Annotated in this window: 16 protein-coding genes and 1 pseudogene; 8 read left to right on the top strand and 9 right to left on the bottom strand. The window is 66.4% G+C overall.

What is annotated here, in order from left to right; translation table 11 throughout:
• Positions 1–39 precede the first annotated feature (39 nt).
• Positions 40–120: pseudogene (locus tag WS51_RS32940) on the top strand (GYD domain-containing protein); the annotation flags it as partial.
• A gap of 49 nt (positions 121–169) precedes the next feature.
• On the opposite strand, the gene WS51_RS27535 reads toward WS51_RS32940, so the two are convergent.
• Positions 170–2503 (bottom strand): FAD-dependent oxidoreductase, encoded by a 2334-nt coding sequence (locus WS51_RS27535; protein ID WP_069230123.1) that lies wholly within the window; start codon positions 2501–2503, stop codon positions 170–172.
• A 681-nt stretch (positions 2504–3184) separates the two neighbouring features.
• On the opposite strand from WS51_RS27535, the gene phaZ reads away from it, so the two are divergent.
• On the top strand, positions 3185–4399 hold the full coding sequence (gene phaZ, locus WS51_RS27525) for a polyhydroxyalkanoate depolymerase (RefSeq protein WP_069230363.1): 1215 nt from the start codon (positions 3185–3187) through the stop codon (positions 4397–4399).
• A gap of 177 nt (positions 4400–4576) precedes the next feature.
• On the top strand, positions 4577–5593 hold the full coding sequence (locus WS51_RS27520; RefSeq protein ID WP_059951745.1) for a Crp/Fnr family transcriptional regulator: 1017 nt from the start codon (positions 4577–4579) through the stop codon (positions 5591–5593).
• A gap of 18 nt (positions 5594–5611) precedes the next feature.
• Here WS51_RS27520 and WS51_RS27515 read toward each other — a convergent pair whose 3' ends face one another.
• Positions 5612–5878, bottom strand: coding sequence for a hypothetical protein (locus tag WS51_RS27515; RefSeq protein WP_230944377.1), 267 nt, complete (start codon positions 5876–5878; stop codon positions 5612–5614).
• Positions 5879–6090: 212 nt separating this feature from the next.
• On the opposite strand from WS51_RS27515, the gene WS51_RS27510 reads away from it, so the two are divergent.
• Positions 6091–7539, top strand: coding sequence for a PAS domain-containing sensor histidine kinase (locus WS51_RS27510; RefSeq protein WP_069230122.1), 1449 nt, complete (start codon positions 6091–6093; stop codon positions 7537–7539).
• Between the two features lie 28 nt (positions 7540–7567).
• Here WS51_RS27510 and ppsA read toward each other — a convergent pair whose 3' ends face one another.
• Together ppsA and WS51_RS27500 are read right to left on the bottom strand one after the other, a co-directional pair.
• Positions 7568–9979 (bottom strand): phosphoenolpyruvate synthase, encoded by a 2412-nt coding sequence (gene ppsA / locus WS51_RS27505; protein WP_059799301.1) that lies wholly within the window; start codon positions 9977–9979, stop codon positions 7568–7570.
• A 337-nt stretch (positions 9980–10316) separates the two neighbouring features.
• A complete protein-coding gene (locus tag WS51_RS27500) occupies positions 10317–11090 on the bottom strand; it encodes a class I SAM-dependent methyltransferase (RefSeq protein ID WP_069230121.1) in 774 nt (257 codons plus the stop codon).
• Positions 11091–11628: 538 nt separating this feature from the next.
• On the opposite strand from WS51_RS27500, the gene WS51_RS27495 reads away from it, so the two are divergent.
• Together WS51_RS27495 and WS51_RS32660 are read left to right on the top strand one after the other, a co-directional pair.
• Entirely contained in the window at positions 11629–13818 is a 2190-nt protein-coding gene (locus WS51_RS27495) for an ATP-binding protein (protein ID WP_069230120.1), read from the top strand.
• A gap of 76 nt (positions 13819–13894) precedes the next feature.
• Entirely contained in the window at positions 13895–14035 is a 141-nt protein-coding gene (locus WS51_RS32660; RefSeq protein ID WP_167358011.1) for a hypothetical protein, read from the top strand.
• A gap of 146 nt (positions 14036–14181) precedes the next feature.
• Here WS51_RS32660 and WS51_RS27490 read toward each other — a convergent pair whose 3' ends face one another.
• The 3 genes from WS51_RS27490 to WS51_RS27480 all read right to left on the bottom strand — a co-directional run bounded on the left by WS51_RS27490 (position 14182) and on the right by WS51_RS27480 (position 15744).
• Entirely contained in the window at positions 14182–14484 is a 303-nt protein-coding gene (locus tag WS51_RS27490) for a DUF2934 domain-containing protein (protein WP_060128843.1), read from the bottom strand.
• 30 nt (positions 14485–14514) lie between these two features.
• Entirely contained in the window at positions 14515–14940 is a 426-nt protein-coding gene (locus WS51_RS27485) for a CBS domain-containing protein (protein ID WP_059452408.1), read from the bottom strand.
• Between the two features lie 93 nt (positions 14941–15033).
• Positions 15034–15744, bottom strand: coding sequence for an MgtC/SapB family protein (locus WS51_RS27480; RefSeq protein ID WP_059452407.1), 711 nt, complete (start codon positions 15742–15744; stop codon positions 15034–15036).
• 420 nt (positions 15745–16164) lie between these two features.
• On the opposite strand from WS51_RS27480, the gene WS51_RS27475 reads away from it, so the two are divergent.
• Together WS51_RS27475 and WS51_RS27470 are read left to right on the top strand one after the other, a co-directional pair.
• Positions 16165–16449, top strand: a complete 285-nt coding sequence (locus WS51_RS27475; protein ID WP_059505037.1) for a helix-turn-helix domain-containing protein — start codon at positions 16165–16167, stop codon at positions 16447–16449.
• Positions 16439–17743, top strand: a complete 1305-nt coding sequence (locus tag WS51_RS27470) for a HipA domain-containing protein (protein WP_059945541.1) — start codon at positions 16439–16441, stop codon at positions 17741–17743. Before WS51_RS27475 ends, WS51_RS27470 begins: the two co-directional genes overlap by 11 nt.
• A gap of 251 nt (positions 17744–17994) precedes the next feature.
• Here the strand turns inward: WS51_RS27470 and WS51_RS27465 are convergent, their stop codons facing one another.
• Positions 17995–18207: a DUF2909 domain-containing protein gene (locus WS51_RS27465; RefSeq protein WP_044843449.1), complete on the bottom strand. Its 213-nt coding sequence runs from the start codon at positions 18205–18207 to the stop codon at positions 17995–17997.
• A complete protein-coding gene (locus WS51_RS27460) occupies positions 18204–18554 on the bottom strand; it encodes a hypothetical protein (protein ID WP_069230119.1) in 351 nt (116 codons plus the stop codon). The genes WS51_RS27465 and WS51_RS27460 overlap by 4 nt, the downstream gene beginning before the upstream one ends.
• Positions 18555–18573: the final 19 nt, after the last annotated feature.

Below are 18573 nucleotides of genomic sequence, written 5' to 3'. Positions count from 1 at the left end.
ACGTGCGGTCAGATCGAATGGCTGCACAATTTCGCATTGGTGGGTTCCCAAGACTATCTCGACATTTTCACCGCCCCGGATCTGGACACCGCCTTCGAAATTTCCACCGACATGCGCACACTGGGCCACGCGAGCGTCGAAGTCCTCCTCGCCGTGGAGTGGAAGGCGTTCAAGGCGCTGGTGGCCTCGCTCGACCAGGGTGGCCGGCGGCGCCTCCGAGCGGTTCCGTCGCGTCGGATGCGAGCACCCCGAGCGCCGCGGTGCGGCCGAGCTCGAACAGCGTCGCAATCGATGTATCGGAAAAATCGAAGTCGCGCGCGAACGTATCCCGGCCTCCGGCGAGGCGATCCAGCGCGATCCGGAAGACCCGAACGGGCGCACGATTCCCCATCAGCCGGATGTATTCCGGGAGTTGTCGCATGCGCGCCGCCGTTTCGGGATCGAGCCGGCTGGTGATACGTTCGACGAGATCGCGAAAATCGTTCGCGTTTTCCTCGAACCGCAGGTCGTTGCGAACCCGATCGGCGTAGACGATCTCGTCGCGCCGCAACATGACCTCGAGCAGGTTCGACGGCAACGGGCGCGACCCGGAAAACAGATCGACGACGAACACGCGCCCTGCTATCCGCCCGCATCGTTCGATCACGAGATCGAGCGGCGAGTTGCTGATGATGCCGCCATCCCAGTAAGCACGACCATCGATTTGCGTCCATGGCATCGCGGGCGGCAAGCTGCCGCTGGCGAGCAAATGCTCGGGGGTGATGCGATCGACATAGCTGTCGAAGATGCGCCGCTCCCCGCTTTCCACGTCCACGGCTCCGAGCAGCAGGCGCGTGGCGCTGCCCGCCAAGGCATCGAAATCGACATGGCGGCGCAGCAGCGCGAGCATTGGTTGGGTGTCGTAGCAACTCGTCCACCACGGAGCAAGCCCGGGCGATGGAATCCCGTCAGGCCACCAATGCGGCCGCAGGAAATTCGGAACGCCGAACAGCGCGACGTGCCACGCGAGCAACGCATGTTCCGCATAGACGCACGATGGAACACCCACCGGACTCCTTATCGACAATTCGCGCCAGAATGCGTCGAGTGCTTCGGCCGCATGCCCGGGATGGCTCGCGGCGATCGCGCCGTTGAACGCGCCGATCGACACGGCCGCGACCACATCCGGACGAACGCCCCGCGCCTCGAGCGCGGCGATCGCGCCGCTTTCGAATGCGCCGAGCGCACCGCCGCCCTGCAGGATCAGGACCGTTTGCGCGGGCAGCTCGCGCAGCCGCAATCCGCCGTGTGTCGCGGCCTCGACTTGCGCGCCGAGATTGACCCGATGGCGGATCGTCTCCTCGGCAGCGGTCATTTCGTCCGCGCGCACACCGATCGAGAACACCGCACGCAGGACATGATGTCTCAGATAGAGCAACGAATACGGAGCATGCGGGAACCGGCCCTGTTCGACGACTTCGGTCGCATCGGCAGCGTTGCCGAGGAAGTTGTACGGCACATCGAATACATTTCCGTAGAAAATCGACACATCGCGATAAGGCAGGCGCGCGCCGCGCATGTTCCTGGCTGCAAGGCGCCCCTGGCGCACCGCGTTGTCCCAATGCTCGATACGCCTCTGCACGCCGAATACAGGATCGCGAAACCGCGCGACGTCGCCGGCGGCGTGGACATCCGGGTCCGACGCTTGCAGGCATTCGTCGACAAGCACGCCATCCGCTGTCGCGATGCCGCTGCCTGCGAGAAACCCGCAGTTCGGCTCGACGCCCACGGCAACCACGACGAGGTCGCATTCGATGACGCAGCCGTCGGCGAGCACGGCGGCCTCGACCGATTGCGTGCCGATGAAGCGCTCCACCGTCGTTCCGGTTCGAACGTCGACACCGTGTGTCGCACACAGTCCGGCAAAGTGATCGGACAGCCGAGCGGAATTCAGTTGCGGCAACAGCCGCTCGCAGCGTTCGACAAGCGTGACTTCCAGACCGCGCTCGCGCAGCGTGGCCGCCGCCTCGATACCCGTGAAGCCCCCGCCCAAGACGAGCAGGCGCCGGTGCCGGGCGGCGTTGTCGCGAAGCGCAAGCGCGTCGTCGAGATCGTGAAGGTGACCGATGCCCGCCAGCGTTGCCCCTGGCACCGTCAGGCGTCGCGGCGCCGCACCGGTCGCGATCAGCAGCGTGCCGTACCGTATCGGGGCGCCATCCTCCAGCCTCACGACGTGCGCACCGCAGTCGACCGACGCAACCCTTGCGCCCAGATGCAGGTCGATCCTGCGCATCTCGTAGAACCCTGCCGGGTGGATCGCGATTGCCGCCGGGGCAACGTTTCCCGCGAGGAATTCCTTCGTCAGCGGCTGTCTCTGATACGGAAGCACGTGTTCGCCGCACAGGATCGCGATACGAGCGAACGGATCTTCGCGCCGCAACGCATGCGCGGCGGACACGCCGGCGATGCCGCCGCCGACCAGCACATGATCGTAGTCGCGCTCGCCCCCCGACCGCGCCGTCACGTTGCCTGCTCCGCGCTCGTGTGCCGTTCGCCGGCGGCAAGCCGGCGGGCGATCGACCGCGCAAAACGCGCGAGCTTTCGGGCGGCCAAGCCGCGACCGATATCGCGCCCGGAAATCGCGCAAGTCGCGAGCGGCGCTTGCCGCGCCAGTGCCTGCATCTGCCCGAATGCCGTCAGGTCGCCTCGCCGGCCCATCGTGCAAAAGAATGCGGTCGCGCGCAGTTCGCTCCCGTGCCGCGCCAGCCAGGTCGAAACCGGCGTCGATGCGCGGCCCGCCCAGACCGGCGTGCCTATCACGACCGCATCGTATGCCGACGGCGAACAGATCGTCGGTCGCAGGTCCACGGCACGGTCGCGGATCACGTCCACGAGCGAACGCAGGAAGCCGATGGCCCCCGTCCGCCGCCGATCGTCGGCTTCCCGCAGCCGCTCGCAATCCGCGCCAAGCTCGGCGGCAAGCTGGTGTGCAATCGCCGCCGTCGTTTCACTGCGCGAATAGAAAACGACAAGCATGCGTCGAGATGCGTCCATGTTCGACTCCGTCCGTGTGCATCCGTCCTTGATGCGTAGACCAGCTTATGCACCCGCAATCGGCGCGACACTGATGCAGGTCAACCCGTCGCAGCACGATCCGGCGACAGTAGGTTTGTCCGAATTCCCGGCGGTTTTCCGCCCGTGCGTCATGTGGTATGACCTGATCGAACGACAACGGCAATGGTTGCGGACGTGGAGCGCGGCGGCGCGGTTCACACGCGGTCTTTGGCCCGATGCCGCGGCGTCGTGCTACGCCGACCTGGTTGAACCTCTGCTCGACGTCCAGGCCGACGCACCACGGTTCGCCATCGATTCGGTCGACGTGGACGGCCGTCGCGCCGACGTCGACGAGTCGATCGTCGCGCGCACGCCGTTTTGCACGTTGCGCCGCTTCGCGCGCGCAGGCGCGCGACGCGTGATCCTGCTCTGCGTGCCGCTGGCCGGCCATGCGGCCGTGATGATGCGGGAGACGGTCGAGACCCTGCTTGTCGACGGTGACGTGTGCATCACCGACTGGATCGATGCGCGCGACGTGCCGTGCGACTCGGGCCGATTCGGCCTCGACGAATACGTGTCGATGCTCGACCGCTTCATCGATACCCTGGTGGCCGACGCCCGGCCGATGCACGTCGTCGCGGTGTGCCAGGCGACGTTTCCGTCGCTCGGCGCCATCGCACTGCGCGCGCAACGCGATGTCGCGCTGCCGGCGAGCCTGACGTTGATCGGCGGCCCCCTCGATGCTCGCCTCAACCCGAGCGCGCTCGGCACCGCGGCCCGCTCGCACTCGCTCGCCTGGTGTCGCGCCACGCTGATCGATACGGTGCCGCACGGCTTCGCCGGATACGGGCGACAAGTATTTCCCGCCTATCTGCAGCGTGCCGAGATCGCGGTCACCTACCCGCAACGCTACATGGCGCTGGTCGACCGCTATCGGCGCGCGGTGTCGAGCGGCGCCACGGACGAACTCGCAAGCGCACGCCGGGCGCTCCGGGAATACCTCACGCTCCTCGACATGCCCGCCGAGTACTTCCTCGATACGGTCGACATCGTTTTCCAGCGAACGTGCCTGGCGAATGGAACGTGGCACGTTCACGGCCAGCGGGTCGAGCCCGCCGCGTTGCGCTCGATCGTGTTGCTGACCGTCGAAGGCAAGTGCGATGCCGTCACCGGTGCGGGCCAGACGCATGCCGCGCTGGCCATGTGCAGCGGTCTCGCAGCGGATGCGCGGCAACGCGCCGACATCGACGATTGCGATCACTACGGGCTCTTTACCGGCGAGCGCTGGCGCACCGACGTGCACCCCGTACTCCAGGCGGCATTCGCCCGCTCGGAAGACAGCCGGCCGCGCACGGGCATCACGTGACCCTGCCTTCATTCCGATCCGGTACGGTCGAGTGCGCGCCGTCACACGCGGGAATCGTCCGGTCCAGCAGAATCCTGCCGCGAGATCAAGGATCGATGCGCCATTTATGCTATAAATGTGCGCCTGATCCGATCCCCTGTTGCCCTCTCGACAGGACTGCGTCGCAGGCTGAACATCGTGCACGACTGGTATGCATTATTCGACGAAGTAAAGAAGCTGGGCAGCTACCACAGCGACGCCCGGCTCGCCGAAGCGCTCGCCCTCACCCGCGCGCAAATCTCGGCATGGCGCACGGGCAAGAGTGACCTGGGCACGCTGTCCAAACTGCGCATCCTGGATGCACTTGGCCACGACGACGTCCGCTCCGCGGTGCTCAGTCTTCTGCCGGAAAAGAACCGCGAGACGCTGATCCAGCAGCACCTCGAACTCGTTGCCCGCGTGGCGCGCGGCACACCGTCGGTTCACTGCGGTCCTGCCGAAAATCACGCATCCGACGCGGCACCCTCGGCCAACAGGTTGCTGGCGGCCCTGTCGGACGGTGAACTAGACCGGCTCGTACCGCATCTGGTGCCCGTGGAGCTCGCGCTCGGGCAAGTCCTGCACAGGCAGGGCGAAATCCTCAATCAGGTTTATCTGCCCACCACGGCAGCGTGCGTCATTTTCCATTCCACGAAGACCGGCACACCGGTCGGCCTCGCGATGGTGGGCAACGACGGGCTCGTCGGATTGCCCGCGTGTATCGGCGAGCCGCGTGCGTCGAATCGTGTGATCGTACAAGAGGCGGGGTACGCCTACCGGCTCGATGCCGAGGTCGCCAGGCGCGAATTCTCACGTGCGGGCAATTTCCAGCGACTGCTGCTCCGTTACACGCAGGCCCTGCTCGCCCAGATGTCGCAGATCGCCGTGTGCGGACATCATCATTCACCGCTGGAGCAACTCTGCCGTTGGCTCCTGCAAACGCTCGACCGACTGGATTCCGATACCGTCCAGGTCAGCAGGAAAGTGTTTCCGGGCGTCCTCGGGGTCAACGGCGCGCTTGCATCCGGGGAGTTGCGGAGACTGGAGGCTGACGGGGCAATCCGTTATCGCCCCGGCCTGATCACGATACTTGATCGCGCCGCGATCGAGCATCGTGCGTGCGAATGTCATCGCGTCCTCAAGCGAAACGACGCGCGCATGTTCGGCATCAGGTAATACGGTTCTCGACGCCTCTCAGACGTTCGGCGCGCTCGGCTCGGCCGTCCGGACGCGACACGCGAACACGGCGTCGATGATCTGCTGCAGCCTCGCCAGACACCCTTGTGCGTCGTCCGCGGAGTTGAGCTCGAGCGCTTCGAGCACGTTCACCAAACCGGCCAGGAACGCGTCTCCGATCGGGTTCTCGCGACCGCATGCCCGGAGGTATTCGGCCCGCCCGTAAAGCGCGCAAATGAAGTCGATCTGACGCGCCGCAAACGATTCATCGTCCTGCTCGCCCATCTCGAACCGTTCGTGCTCGTGCCCCTGTAGTGCCATGGGCAACCGGAAAGACATATTCATACCGCAGGCCTCGAAAGAGAAGGGACGCTGGCGCGGAGCGCCTATTACGCCCTCCTCTGCCATCCAAACTTTGACAGACGTCACCGGCTCGCCATTTTTCTTCCGTCATGATCCCCGCGTCAAGTATATTTGACACCCGGAGACTCGCGAAGATGATGCATGACAATTCCATCGATGTACTGGTTATCGCCGGGCTGGTCGTCAACGTCGTAACCTGGGCCTGGATTTTGCGCAGGATGGGCCATGCCGCCACTTCCGATGGTCAGACGAATGCCCTGCGGAACACCTGTGGCGAGCCGATCCCCGCGCCCGACAATCACGATCACGTCGTCTTGTTCAACCCGACGGCCGAGCGCATGGTCGGGCGCAATGCACTGTCCGCGGCCGGCACCGCCATCGCGGCGCACGTGCCGGCGGGCCATCCGGCTGACTTGCACCCGCACCGCCCGACCGCGCAATCAAGAGAACAATCGGGACCGCCTCGCGACATCACGCGACCTGGCTCCCCCACGCCTTGCGACGTCGCCGCAACACGGTGCGGATGCGACGCATCGGCCGAGTACGAAGCACGCTCCCGGGCGTTTGTCGAATTCAATCCGGTCGCGACATGGCTGATGCATCAAGGCGTCATCGTCTGTGTCAACGACGCCTGCCTCACGCTGCTCGGCGCGGCCGAACCGGCGGAAGTCGTCGGCACTTCATCGTCGGACTGGCTCGATGCGGAAGGCCTGAAAGGCGTGCGCCGTCAGCTGGCCGGCATACCGGGCGCGCGGCAAGCGGGCCGCGAGCCAACAGCAGGCAAGGTAAGTTGCCGCGATGGACTGACAAGGGACGTCGACGTGATGGTGATCGCATCGGGCCACGCATGCCGTGCATCGGTTCTGCTGACCTTCCAGGACGTCACGCGGCGCAATGCGACCGAGCGTGAATTGCGTGAATCGCGACACGCGCTGCGCGAACTGGCGCGCACATTGCTGCGTACCCGCGAGGCGGAACGGACCCGTCTCGCTGCCGACCTTCATGAAGGGCTTGCGCAACAGATCAATGTCGTCAAGATGGAGATTGCCGCGCTGAATGCACGTTATCCGGCCCTGACGAACCGGAACGAATTCGTGAACGCCGCCAATCGGAAGATTTGCGCTCATCTGGACAATCTCGTCGCTCGCGTGCGGCAAATGACGGCCGACCTCCGGCCGCCGATGCTCGACGATCTGGGGCTTGCAGCGACGCTCGAATGGCTCGCGCAGGACTTGTTCTCGCGATATGGCGTGAAGATTGATACCGATGTGACCGAGACCGGTGTGGACGCCGCGGCAGCCTCCGTTCTTCACCGAATCGCCCGGGAAGCGCTCGAGCACGCCAGGCTTCGAGCTTCGGTATCGCGCATTTCCGTGCACTTGGCGAAATCGGGCGGCTTCGTCAGATTGACGGTACGAGAGGACGGCACGAGCGACGACGCGTTCGTCGGCGGCGAGCGCGCATCAGCGCTTCTTTCGATACGCGAGCAGGCTGCGACGATCGGCGGCGACGCCGACTGGAAGACACTTCGAAGCGGCGGACAGGAACTCGTCGTGAGTTTGTCGTTGCTCGCTCGTCGATAGCGCGGGTGGCGCCCGCGCATGCGGCGACTCATTCCGGCGACGCACGCTCGCCGGGCGCGGCGTTTTCCGCGGCGGCCACGCGACGCTTGACCGCGATGAAGCTGTCGGGACTGACGGAAATCGAATCGATGCCGCACGCGACGAGAAAATCGGCGAATGCCGGATGATCGCTCGGCGCCTGGCCACAGAGGCCGACTTTCGCCCCCGCGTCGCGGGCCGACTCGATCACGCGGGCGATCATCCACTTCACGGCTTCGTTCTGTTCGTCGAACAACCCGGCCAGTTCCGCCGAATCGCGATCCACACCAAGCGTCAGTTGGGTCAGATCGTTGCTTCCGATCGAGAAGCCGTCGAAGCGCTGCGCAAACCGGCTCGCGAGAATGACGTTCGACGGGATTTCGCACATCACGTAGATCTGCAATCCGTCCTCGCCGCGCTTCAGGCCGTTGGCGGCCAGGACGTCGAGCACGCGGTCCGCCTCGTCGAGCGTCCGGCAGAACGGGATCATCACGACCACGTTCCTGAATCCCATGTCGCTTCGCAGCCGCGCGATCGCCCGGCATTCGAGCGCGAATCCGTCACGGTAGCGCGGCGAATAGTAGCGCGACGCACCGCGAAATCCGAGCATCGGATTCTCTTCCCGCGGCTCGAACTGCGCACCGCCGACCAGATGCGCGTACTCGTTCGTCTTGAAGTCGCTCATGCGGACGATCACCGGCGCCGGATGACAGACCGCCGCGATACGCGCAAGGCCGTGCGCCAGCCGGTCAACGAAATAGTCGGACGGGTCGTCGTACCCCGACGTCAGGGCAGCGATCTCGCGCTTCGCATGCGCATCCGTCAGCGCATCGTAGTGGGCCAGCGCCATCGGGTGAACCTTGATATGGTTGCTGATCACGAACTCCATGCGCGCGAGCCCGATTCCGTCGGCAGGCAGTCGCCACCATCTGAACGCCGCGGCCGGATTCGCGAGGTTCAGCATGAGCTTCGTACGCGTGGGCGGCAGGTCGGTCAGGTCGATCGCCTCCACGTGATATTGCGCGATGCCTTCGTACACGAACCCGGCCTCGCCCTCCGCGCACGATACCGTCACTTCCTGCTGATCGTGCAGCACGCGGGTCGCGTTGCCGGTGCCGACGATGGCCGGCAATCCGAGCTCGCGGCTCACGATCGCGGCATGCGACGTGCGGCCGCCATGATCGGTGACGATCGCCGCGGCGCGGCGCATCACCGGCAGCCAGTCGGGATCGGTCGTGTGCGTCACCAGTACCGCGCCGTCGGCGAATCGCCCCATGTCGTGCGGACTGTCGATCACGCACACGCTGCCGGCCGCGATCGCCTCGCCGACACTGACGCCGGTGAGCAGCTTGCGGCCGGTCTCGCCCAGTCGGTAGGTCTTGATGGCGCTCGCTTCACGCCGGGACTGCACCGTTTCGGGACGTGCCTGCACGACGAACAGTGCTCCGCTTACGCCGTCCTTTGCCCACTCGATGTCCATCGGCTGGCCGTAGTGCGCTTCGATCGCGCAGGCCCAGTTCGCCAGCGCCAGAATGTCGCGATCCGCCAGCACGAACGTGGCGCGCTCGGCTTTCGAGGTCGGCACGTTGCGGGTCGGCGCATCCTCGTCACGCGCATAGATCAGCTTGCGTGCCTTGCCGCCGAGCGTCTTGCCGATGACGGGCGTGCGCGCCGGATCGCCGAGCAATGGCTTGAACACCTCGTATTCGTCGGGGTCCACGGTGCCCTGCACGACGTTCTCGCCAAGCCCCCACGCCGCGCTGATCAGCACCACCTTGTCGAATCCTGTTTCCGTGTCGAGCGAAAACATCACGCCGGCCGCGCCGAGGTCCGAACGCACCATCCGCTGCACGCCGATCGACAGCGCAACGCGCAGGTGATCGAAGCCCTTTTCCTCGCGGTAGGCAATCGCGCGGTCGGTGAACAGCGACGCGTAGCACCGGCGGCAAGCCGCGAGCAACGCATGCTCGCCGCGCACGTTCAGGTAGGTTTCCTGCTGACCCGCGAAGCTCGCGTCGGGCAGATCCTCGGCGGTCGCGCTCGATCGCACGGCCACATCGACATCCTCTGCGCCGGCCTGCCGGCACAGTTGCCGATACGCGTCCCGGATCGCGTCGGCGACGTCGTCGGGCCAGTCACCGTGGAGAATCGCGTGCCTGATCGACGCACCGGCCTCGGCCAGCGCAATCTTGCGTGCTCCGAGCGCCTCGAGCGTGCTGCCGATGGCTTGTCTCAATCCGTTTGCATCGATGAATCGCCAGTATGCATCCGCGGTCGACGCGAACCCGGGTGGCACGCTCACGCCCTGTGCGGACAGGTTGCCGATCAATTCGCCCAGAGACGCATTCTTGCCGCCAACGCGTGCCACGTCGCCGCGCCGCAGCTCGTCGAACCAGACGACATGTGCTTTCCCGTGATCCATGACGAGCCCTCCGATGGTCGCGGCCTGGCCGCGTGCGACAGGCGTGGTCCGGCATTGGCCGGCGCCGTCGGTCGAACACGTTCATCGTGGCCCGACGCTTCGGCGTCTCCCGTGACCTGCATCAACAACGGCGGCCGGCGCGCGGACGGCGCCGCCCTCCGCGTGGCGTCATCCCCGTGGCCGCGCGGCATTGACGCTGAAAGCCGCGAACAAAGCCGGTCTCAAGCCTGCAGGGCCGGGCGCGCCGCCGCGAATATCCGGCTCGGGATGATGGATCGCTTCCTGCACAAGGGCGTCGCGAACGCCTGGGCGATGTCGCGACTGACTGAGCCCCAATTCACCGAAAGAACTTCGAAAACCACCCCGGCGCCGCCGCACGGTCGAAAGCCACGTGCAATTCCGGACTGAACGAGCCGAATTCGAGCCCATGCTGCGTCGCCAGCAGCGTCAGCGCCTGGCTCGTGTAAAAGGAAATATGTCCGTTGCGCGGCACGCAGTACCACCATTGCTCGATCCCCCGCGCGAGAATCTCCGGCGTGATCAGCGACGTCTGAAACAGCAGTGCGCCGGCCGGCGCCCGGTACCGGATGATGTCGGCGAACAGGCTTCGGGGATCCGGATGATGCTCGAAGACTTCGAACGACAGGATCGCATCGAACTGCCCCAGTGGCGCGACGGGATGGCTGAACGGATCGTACGAGGTCACATCCGTGAACCCGCGCGCGGACAACTTCTTTTCCAGCAGCCCGAGCCCAGAGCCGAAATCGAGAATGCGGTTCTCGCGCATCGACGGAAAGCTCGTGCAGATCAGGTCGGCGTGCTGCTGCGGACGATGCTCGAGATACTCCGGATCGTGGCGCGCGTAGTCGTCGTTGTACACGTGACGCGCAAAATCATCGTGCGTCCAGTGATCGAAGGCCCGCGTGCACGTGAATCCGCATTGCCTGCATGCGTAGTAATAGATCGGCACGCCGACGAACGGATCGACTTTTTTCCCGGCAATCATGTCAGCGCCGCACCGCGAGAAGTCGACCACGCCGCAGATGTCCGCGTCGGCACCGCACACCTTGCAGGCGATCGTCGCCGGATGATTGGTCAGATGTTCGATCATGTTGCAGTCCCGTGGTTGGTTTCCAGTACACGCGCCGCCCGCTCGATCACGTCGTCCCGCCGCCCCGGCTGCGCCTGCCGAAACATTCTCGCCGACGGATACCACGGCGAATCGTCCCGTGCCGCGCACGATACCCGGTTTCCGTCGAGCATTTGTCAAATAGCTTGAATGGCCGGGTTCTGAACATTCGGCCGTCGGGCACCGGGCATGGCGCCGCGCCGCCGGACGCGCCGCGGGCTCCGCCGGCCTTTACTCGCCGGCTGCGACGCCGGCTCGGAGCGGGCCGTCGCTGCCGCGCCCCATTGATCGCGCATCCGTCCTGCGACCCGCGGCAGAATTTACAAACGCTGCGTCACCCGGCACCGCCCGCGCGCGCCGGGCTTGTAACGCACGGCCGCCGGACCTGCCCCGGGCGCGCGGCACGCGGCTTGCTCGCGTCGGCCCGGATATGGCCGCGGCACGGAATCGCCGGCCCGCCAATGCCATTGCCTGGTCGTGAGCTATGAAAACTGCGTTTCCCCTGCTGGAATCGGCCCCGATGCGGGCCGATCACTTCGTCCAGTTTTACGAGTCCGATGCGCAGCTTGTGTCGGAAGTCGCACTGTTCGCGGCCGATGCGCTGCGCGACGGCGGCAGCGCGATCGTGATCGCGCGCCCCGATTGCCTCACGGCGGTGCACGCACGCCTGCGCACGCTCGGCGCGTCGATCGGCGACGCGGCCCGCGAGCGCGTCTTCATGTCGAGCGCGCAAACGCTGCTCGACACCTTCATGGACGGCGACCTCCCCGACCCCGCGCGCTTTCGCCGCTCGATCGGCACGATCGTCGAAGCGGCGATCCGCGCCGGCCGGCCCGTGCATGCGTTCGGCGAGATGGTCGCGCTGCTGTGCGCGCAGGAGCGCTACGCCGGTGCGCTGCGGCTCGAAGCGCTCTGGAACGAGCTGATCGAGCAGCACCGCTTCTCGCTTTACTGCGCGTATCCGTGCGACGTGTTTCCTAGCGCCGAGCAGTCCGAGACGTTCCGCCATGTATGCGCGCTGCATCGCCGCATCCTGCCCGCCGCTTCGCTGCGCAACGACGAAAACGCGCTACACCTGACGCTGGCGCTGTCGCAACAGCGCTCGCGCGCGCTGAGCGACGAGATCCGCCGTCGCGAAGATGCCGAACAGCAGCGCAATGGCGTGCTGATGCACGCGCCGCTGCCGATCGCGCTGCTGTCGGGGCCGGCACACCGGATCGTGCTCGCGAATCATCGCTTCGCGGCGCTGTGCGGCCGGACCGACATCGTCGGCCAGTTGCTGACGGCGGTGCTCCCCGGCGGCGATACGCCGGCGATCGTCCGTGCGCTCGAAACCGCCCGCACGCTGGGCCGCTCGACGACGATCGGCGAGCACCACGATCGCCTCGAGCCCGACGGCGCCCGCGTGTACCGGCTGCACTTCAATCCGCAGCCGCTCGCGGACGGGCTCGGCGTGATCGTCAGCGCGGTCGAGGTGACCGAGCACGTCGCCGCGCGCGAGAAACTGGTCGCCGCGAATGTCGAGCGCGACCGGCTGCTCGGCGAATTGCGCGATGCGAACCAGGCGAAGGATCAGTTTCTCGCGGTGCTCGGCCACGAGCTGCGCAATCCACTGACGCCGATCTCGCTGGCGCTGGAGCTGATCCGCAACCGCGACGGCCACGCGACGCCGAATGAAATCGCGATCATCCAGCGGCAGCTCGATCACATGGTCCGGCTGATCGACGATCTGCTCGACGTGTCGCGCATCACGCGCGGCAAGATCACGCTGAAGAAGGAGGCCGTGCAGCTCGCGGACATCGTCGACCGCGCGGTCGAGGTCGCGAGCCCGCTGCTCGAGCAACGCCGTCACCGCCTGCATGTCGACACCGCCCCGGACGCGCGCTGCAACGGCGACCCGGTGCGGCTCTCGCAGGTCGTCGCCAACCTGCTGACCAACGCGGCGAAATACACGCCGCCCGGCGGCGACATCACGGTGCGCGTCAGCCGCGGTGCGGACGGCACCGTGCTCGTCGAGGTATGCGACAACGGCGCCGGCATTCCGCATGACCGCCTGGACAGCATCTTCGAGCCGTTCTACCGGCTCGACGGCGAGGCGAAACAGGCACACGGCGGCCTCGGTATCGGCCTCGCGCTCGTGCGCAGCCTCGTGACCCTGCACGGCGGCACGGTTCGCGCGGATAGCGCCGGGCCGGGCTGCGGCAGCACGTTTACGATCTCGCTGCCCGAGTACCGGCCGAAAACGATGGCGCTGGCCGCGCCGCAGCCGCCGCTCGGCATCCGCGACATGGCGCCGGGCCGCACCGGCCGGCGCGTGATGCTGGTCGACGACAACGAGGATGCCGCGTCGACGCTCGCGCAATGGCTGCGCGAGGCCGGTCACGAAGTGGCCGTCGTGCACGACCCCGTGACCGCGCTGGCCGCGTACCGCGCTTACCGTCCGGAGGTCTCGATCCTCGACATCGGGCTGCCGGTGATGGACGGTTACGAGCTGCTGAGGCGGCTGAAGGCGATCAACGAGGTCACGCCGTGCATCTTTCTGGCGCTGACCGGCTATGGCCGCAACGCGGATCGCGAACGCTGTCTCGCGACCGGGTTTCTGCAGCATTTCGTGAAACCGGTCGACCCCGCCGCGCTCCATCTCGCGATGAGCCAGTCGACGCCGAGCGGCGATGCGCACGACGGCACGGGCACGCAACCCGGGCGCTGACCGCGGCACGCGCGATGCTCGGAAGCGGTATGCCGGCCGCAGGCCGGCGCCCGTTCCGACGCAGAGGAAAACGATCATGAGCCCGACCAACACGACAAACCCGGTACCGGACGAAGCCCCGGCCGACATGCCCGACCAGCCCGACATTCCGCCGCCTCAACGCAACGACGACCTGCCCGACCTGCCGGATCCGACCGAAGTGGGTGAGGACGGCTAGCTGGCCAGTGTGCCAATGACAAATACCTCGCCCGTCGCCGCGCGGGGGCCTGCGGCGGCGGGCCAGTGCGTGGTGGTGCGCGAATGCGCGCTACGCGGCGTGCGATGGACCGCATCGCGCGATGCGTCGCGGCATCGGCGCGCGGCTCACCGTTTGCGCCGCCTTTCGTGCGCAACCTCGCCGGGCGGCACAGCACCGGCGTCCTGGAGCGGCTCGCCGGGGATGCGGCGCTTCGCGGATTGCTCGAGCGGCCGCGTCGCGGCAGATCGGGAGCCGTCCTCCGGATTGCCGTCATCGCGCCCGTCCGTGCTCGCGGCCGAGCCCTCCTCCGCGTCGATCAGTTGCTCGGCCCGCAACCAGTAGTCGTCGGCCTTGCCCTCCGGTGCACCGTCCGCTTCCCACAACCGATAGGCGCGCTCGCGCACCTGCGCTTCCCTTTCCTGGTTCATGTCGCTCTCCTCGGGTATCGGCTCGCGCGCTCAGCGCTCCGGATGTGACGGCGACGACACGGCTCCGAGCGTGGACGACATCCCACCGTCGGCCGACGTCGCCAGATCGCCGAGCGCCACGATGCCGACGAGTCGCTTTTCGCGATCGACCACCGGAACACGGCGAATCTGCAAATCTTCCATTTTCTTCTGCACCGCTGAAATATCGTCATCCTCGTAACACCAGTCGGCCGGCCCGCTGACGACGCCCTCGATCCGTTCGTCCGGCCGCACGCCTTGCGATACCGCGCGCACGACGATGTCGCGGTCCGTCAACATCCCGATCAATCGCGTGCCATCGCACACCGGCAGCGCGCCGACGTTCAGGTCCCGCATCAGCTTCGCCGCGTCGCGCAGGCTCTGCGTCGGGCCGACCGTCGCGGCGTCGCGTGTCATTACTTCGGATACCAAGGTCATGGTTCACTCCTGTTCGAACCGCTCATTGCGGCTTGCTGCACGAGCATCGGCCGTTCCGGCCATTCGTGCGCGAGCCTTCCCTTGATGCGCGGCTCAGTTCTCGGGTGAACAGCGCACCGATGCGAGCCCGGCCGATTCCAGGATCCGGATCAGTTGCGGCAACATCACGTCGGTGTTGGCCGGCTCGCGCCACTGCACGAACAGCTCTTCCTCGCGCACGGCATGCGCGGCCGTTTCGCGGAAACCGCGCGCGCGGCACGTGAAGCCGGCTTCGCGCAGGCGCGCCGTCAGAAGGCCGCGGGCCGTCGAGCCGCGTTCGTATCCGATCGTGACCAGCGCGCTCCTGACGCTGCGCATGCGCCGCTCCACCATCCGCAGCGGCCACACGACGAAAAGAGCAAGCACGGCACCGAGCGCGCCGAGCGACAGTTGCCCGCCCCCGATACACAGGCCGATGACCGTCACGAACCAAAGCGTCGCTGCCGTGGTCACGCCGGACACGAGGCCGTCGCGATGCAGGATCGCGCCGCCGCCGATGAAGCCCATTCCGGTCAGGATGCCGAGCGGCAGCCGCATCAGGTCGAGCACCGAGAACGCACCTTCCGGCTTGCCGGCCTGCAGCAGCAACGCATTGACCTGCAGCATCGACATGCACGCGGCAAGGCATACGAGGATCGTCGTGCGCAACCCGGCCGTCTTGCCGGATTCGCTGCGATTGAAGCCGATCAGCGCGCCGGCCAGCAGCGCAAGCGCGATTCTGACGAGAACGTCGTTCCATTGAAGTACGACCGGCATCGGCTCCATATGCGCCTCCATGCAGATCCGTCATGCGTGATGCGTCGCGGTGCGGCCGCGGACGGCGCTAGCGGACGCAAGGTTCGGGCCCGGCTGTTTGCGGAACGACGAACGCGCGCTGCTCGGATCGTCGACGCCCGTCTTGTGCCCGGAGCGCCACGGGCGGGGAGCCAGTGACTCGGTGTACTTCCCCGGTCGGGGGGCCGTCCCTGAGTGCGGGCGGCACAATGCCGAACCGAGTTCCGTATTCGATCGAATACGGAGCTGCCGTCAACATATGCCTCGACCGTCTTCCGTTTCCGTTCAGGTACGAAGTTGCCGCCGTGCCGCTGTTTCATCGTTTCCGTTCCTGATCGGAAACGGAATGATGCTTTGGTCGACGAGTTATGCAATACTGTTCCCGATCAGATACGAAGCACGGAGAACATCATGTCGGAGCCGCAGTCCGTCGACACGATCGGCGCGCTCGCCCACCTTATCCGCGCGGCGCGGCTCCAGCAGGGGTTCACGCGCGACGAACTCGCGCATGCGACCGGGCTGTCGCCGAAATTCATCAGCCAGGTGGAAGCCGGGAAGCCGACCGCTCAGATCGGCAAGGTCATGTTGCTGCTCGGCGAACTGGGCGTGCGCCTGTACGCGGAATCGTCGGTCGAGATTTCGGAAGCCACCGCGTTGAAGGCCGCGCAACGCCGCAGGAGCAGCCATGGCGGCTAGAACGTTGATTGCCTCCGCCAACGGCGAGCGCATGGGCACGCTGACCGACGACAAAGGCATCTGGTCGTTCGCGTACGATCCGCAATGGCTCGCGTCCCCGACCGCCTATCCGCTGTCGCCGGCCTTCCCGCTGCGCGCCGGCACCTTTACGGACACGTCGACCGATCGCCCGGTCCAGTGGTTCTTCGACAATCTGCTGCCGGAGGAAGGGATGCGCACGTCGCTCGCGCGCGAGGCGAAGGTCGATGCCGCGGACGCCTGGGGCCTGCTCGCGTACTTCGGGCGCGAATCGGCCGGCGCGCTGACGCTGCTGGCCGACGGCGAACAGGAGGCCCCCGGCGGCCTGCAGCCGCTGCCGTTCGACGAACTCGACCGCCGGATCCAGGCAATGCCCGAGCGCGCGCTGACGGCCACCGCCCCCAAGCGCATGTCGGCGGCCGGCGCGCAGCAGAAGCTGCTTGTGGTGCTGCGGGGCGAAGCGCCTGACTACACGCTGTACGAGCCGGTCGGCAGCGAGCCGTCGATGCACCTGCTGAAGCCGGACATGCGCGCGGCCGGCTACCCGCACTCGGCGATCAACGAATTCTTCTGCATGAAGCTCGCGAAGAAGATGGGCCTTGATGTGCCCGACGTGCACTTCCTGCGCGCGCCGTCGGCGTGCTACGTGATCGACCGGTTCGACCGCGACGTCGCATCGGCGCCGGCCGGGCGCCTGCACACGATCGATGCGATGCAACTGCTCAACTACGACCGCGGCTTCAAGTACCAGCGCGCGAACGCGCAGGAGCTTGCCCGCGCGATCGACCGCACGAGCACGCGCGCGCTGGCCCGCCTGTCGGTGTTCCGCTGGACCGTGTTCAACGTGGTGGTCGGCAATGCCGACGCGCACCTGAAGAACCTGTCGTTCTTCGTCGACGCGCGCGGTTACCGGCTCGCGCCGTTCTACGACATCGTCAGCACGGTCGTGTATCACACGCCCACGCACCGGCCGGACCATCGCGGCGATCATTGGCCGCACTGCGAACTGACGATGCCGCTCGGCACCGCGACGCGGTTCGCCGATATCGACGTGGATGCACTGATCGCGTTCGGGCAAGCCATCGGGCTCAGGGACAAGGCCGCGGCCACCGAGTTGCAGCGTTTTCTCGAACCGCTCGATCGCCACGTCGCGCAGACGCTCGACGACGTGCGGGCAATCGCCCGTCCGGACGCCGGCGAGATGCGGTTGCTGAATTCGATCGCGGCGATGCCGATCGCGGAAATGGGGCGAGCACTTCGGCGAACGCGCGATTGAGCCGGAATGCTCGGCCGCCGCACGCGCTGCATCGTGCTCCGAGCTCGTGCGGGGCGTCGACGCCCGTGCGCCGTGCGTCTCGATACCGCTGCGCCGCCCCTTCCGACCGACCATGCGGGACAGCAGTTTCAACCGCGAAATGCATTCGCATCGACACCATCTGGATAAGTATTCTTATCACAATACCTCTGTTGCCGAGCAAAACTCGAGCGCACCGAACCACGTCGGACGTGGACGGCAACGCACGTGCATCATCGCCCGATCGGGAGCCCCGTCGGTTCGATCCACCCGAGCCGGTACGCGATCAGCAGCGACAGGAACAGCGTGATCGACAGCCCGACGCGCGCCGCGAGCGACCACGCCATGCGCTTGCTCCCGCCGCGGTCGTGGTTCATGAAATACAGCGCGAAAACCAGGCTTCCGATAATCATGACGAAAGCCGCTGAAACCAGTGCAATCTTCATTGTTGACGTTCCTCCAGGCCGGAATCGACCTTCAGCAGTTCGGCCAGTCTTTGCCGCTCGACAGCGACGTCGGCGACACCCGACGCCGGCCAGTCCAGCGCCACGCCATTGCCCAGCGAATCGCGCACGAGCGTCTGGTAGCGCCGGTCGCTGATCCGGCCCTGCTCCATCGCTTCCGAGATTTCATGTCGAAACGGTAGCGGAAAGCTCGCGTATCGGCGCGACAACGCGGCATATTGGCGCGCATCGATCTCTTTCGACGAAGGCACGACAGCCCATATCACGACGGCCACGATGGCTGCGAAGGGAATCGCCGTGTAGCGGAGAACGAACTTGATCGGGGTCATGAGGTAGATAGCGAAGTGG

Source organism: Burkholderia territorii (genome assembly GCF_001718335.1).
GTDB classification, from domain to species: Bacteria; Pseudomonadota; Gammaproteobacteria; order Burkholderiales; family Burkholderiaceae; genus Burkholderia; species Burkholderia territorii.
Note: the sequence above shows the minus strand (reverse complement) of the source record. Positions and strands in the feature narration are given on the sequence as shown.

Coding starts and splice junctions, on each gene's coding strand:
- WS51_RS27475 (WP_059505037.1), top strand. CDS start 16,165: ATGTCGGAGCCGCAGTCCGTCGACACGATCGGCGCGCTCGCCCACCTT.
- WS51_RS27495 (WP_069230120.1), top strand. CDS start 11,629: ATGCGGGCCGATCACTTCGTCCAGTTTTACGAGTCCGATGCGCAGCTT.
- WS51_RS27470 (WP_059945541.1), top strand. CDS start 16,439: ATGGCGGCTAGAACGTTGATTGCCTCCGCCAACGGCGAGCGCATGGGC.
- ppsA (WP_059799301.1), bottom strand. CDS start 9,979: ATGGATCACGGGAAAGCACATGTCGTCTGGTTCGACGAGCTGCGGCGC.
- WS51_RS27515 (WP_230944377.1), bottom strand. CDS start 5,878: ATGGGCGAGCAGGACGATGAATCGTTTGCGGCGCGTCAGATCGACTTC.
- WS51_RS27480 (WP_059452407.1), bottom strand. CDS start 15,744: ATGGAGCCGATGCCGGTCGTACTTCAATGGAACGACGTTCTCGTCAGA.
- WS51_RS32660 (WP_167358011.1), top strand. CDS start 13,895: ATGAGCCCGACCAACACGACAAACCCGGTACCGGACGAAGCCCCGGCC.
- WS51_RS27485 (WP_059452408.1), bottom strand. CDS start 14,940: ATGACCTTGGTATCCGAAGTAATGACACGCGACGCCGCGACGGTCGGC.
- WS51_RS27490 (WP_060128843.1), bottom strand. CDS start 14,484: ATGAACCAGGAAAGGGAAGCGCAGGTGCGCGAGCGCGCCTATCGGTTG.
- WS51_RS27465 (WP_044843449.1), bottom strand. CDS start 18,207: ATGAAGATTGCACTGGTTTCAGCGGCTTTCGTCATGATTATCGGAAGC.
- WS51_RS27500 (WP_069230121.1), bottom strand. CDS start 11,090: ATGATCGAACATCTGACCAATCATCCGGCGACGATCGCCTGCAAGGTG.
- phaZ (WP_069230363.1), top strand. CDS start 3,185: ATGTGGTATGACCTGATCGAACGACAACGGCAATGGTTGCGGACGTGG.
- WS51_RS27460 (WP_069230119.1), bottom strand. CDS start 18,554: ATGACCCCGATCAAGTTCGTTCTCCGCTACACGGCGATTCCCTTCGCA.
- WS51_RS27510 (WP_069230122.1), top strand. CDS start 6,091: ATGATGCATGACAATTCCATCGATGTACTGGTTATCGCCGGGCTGGTC.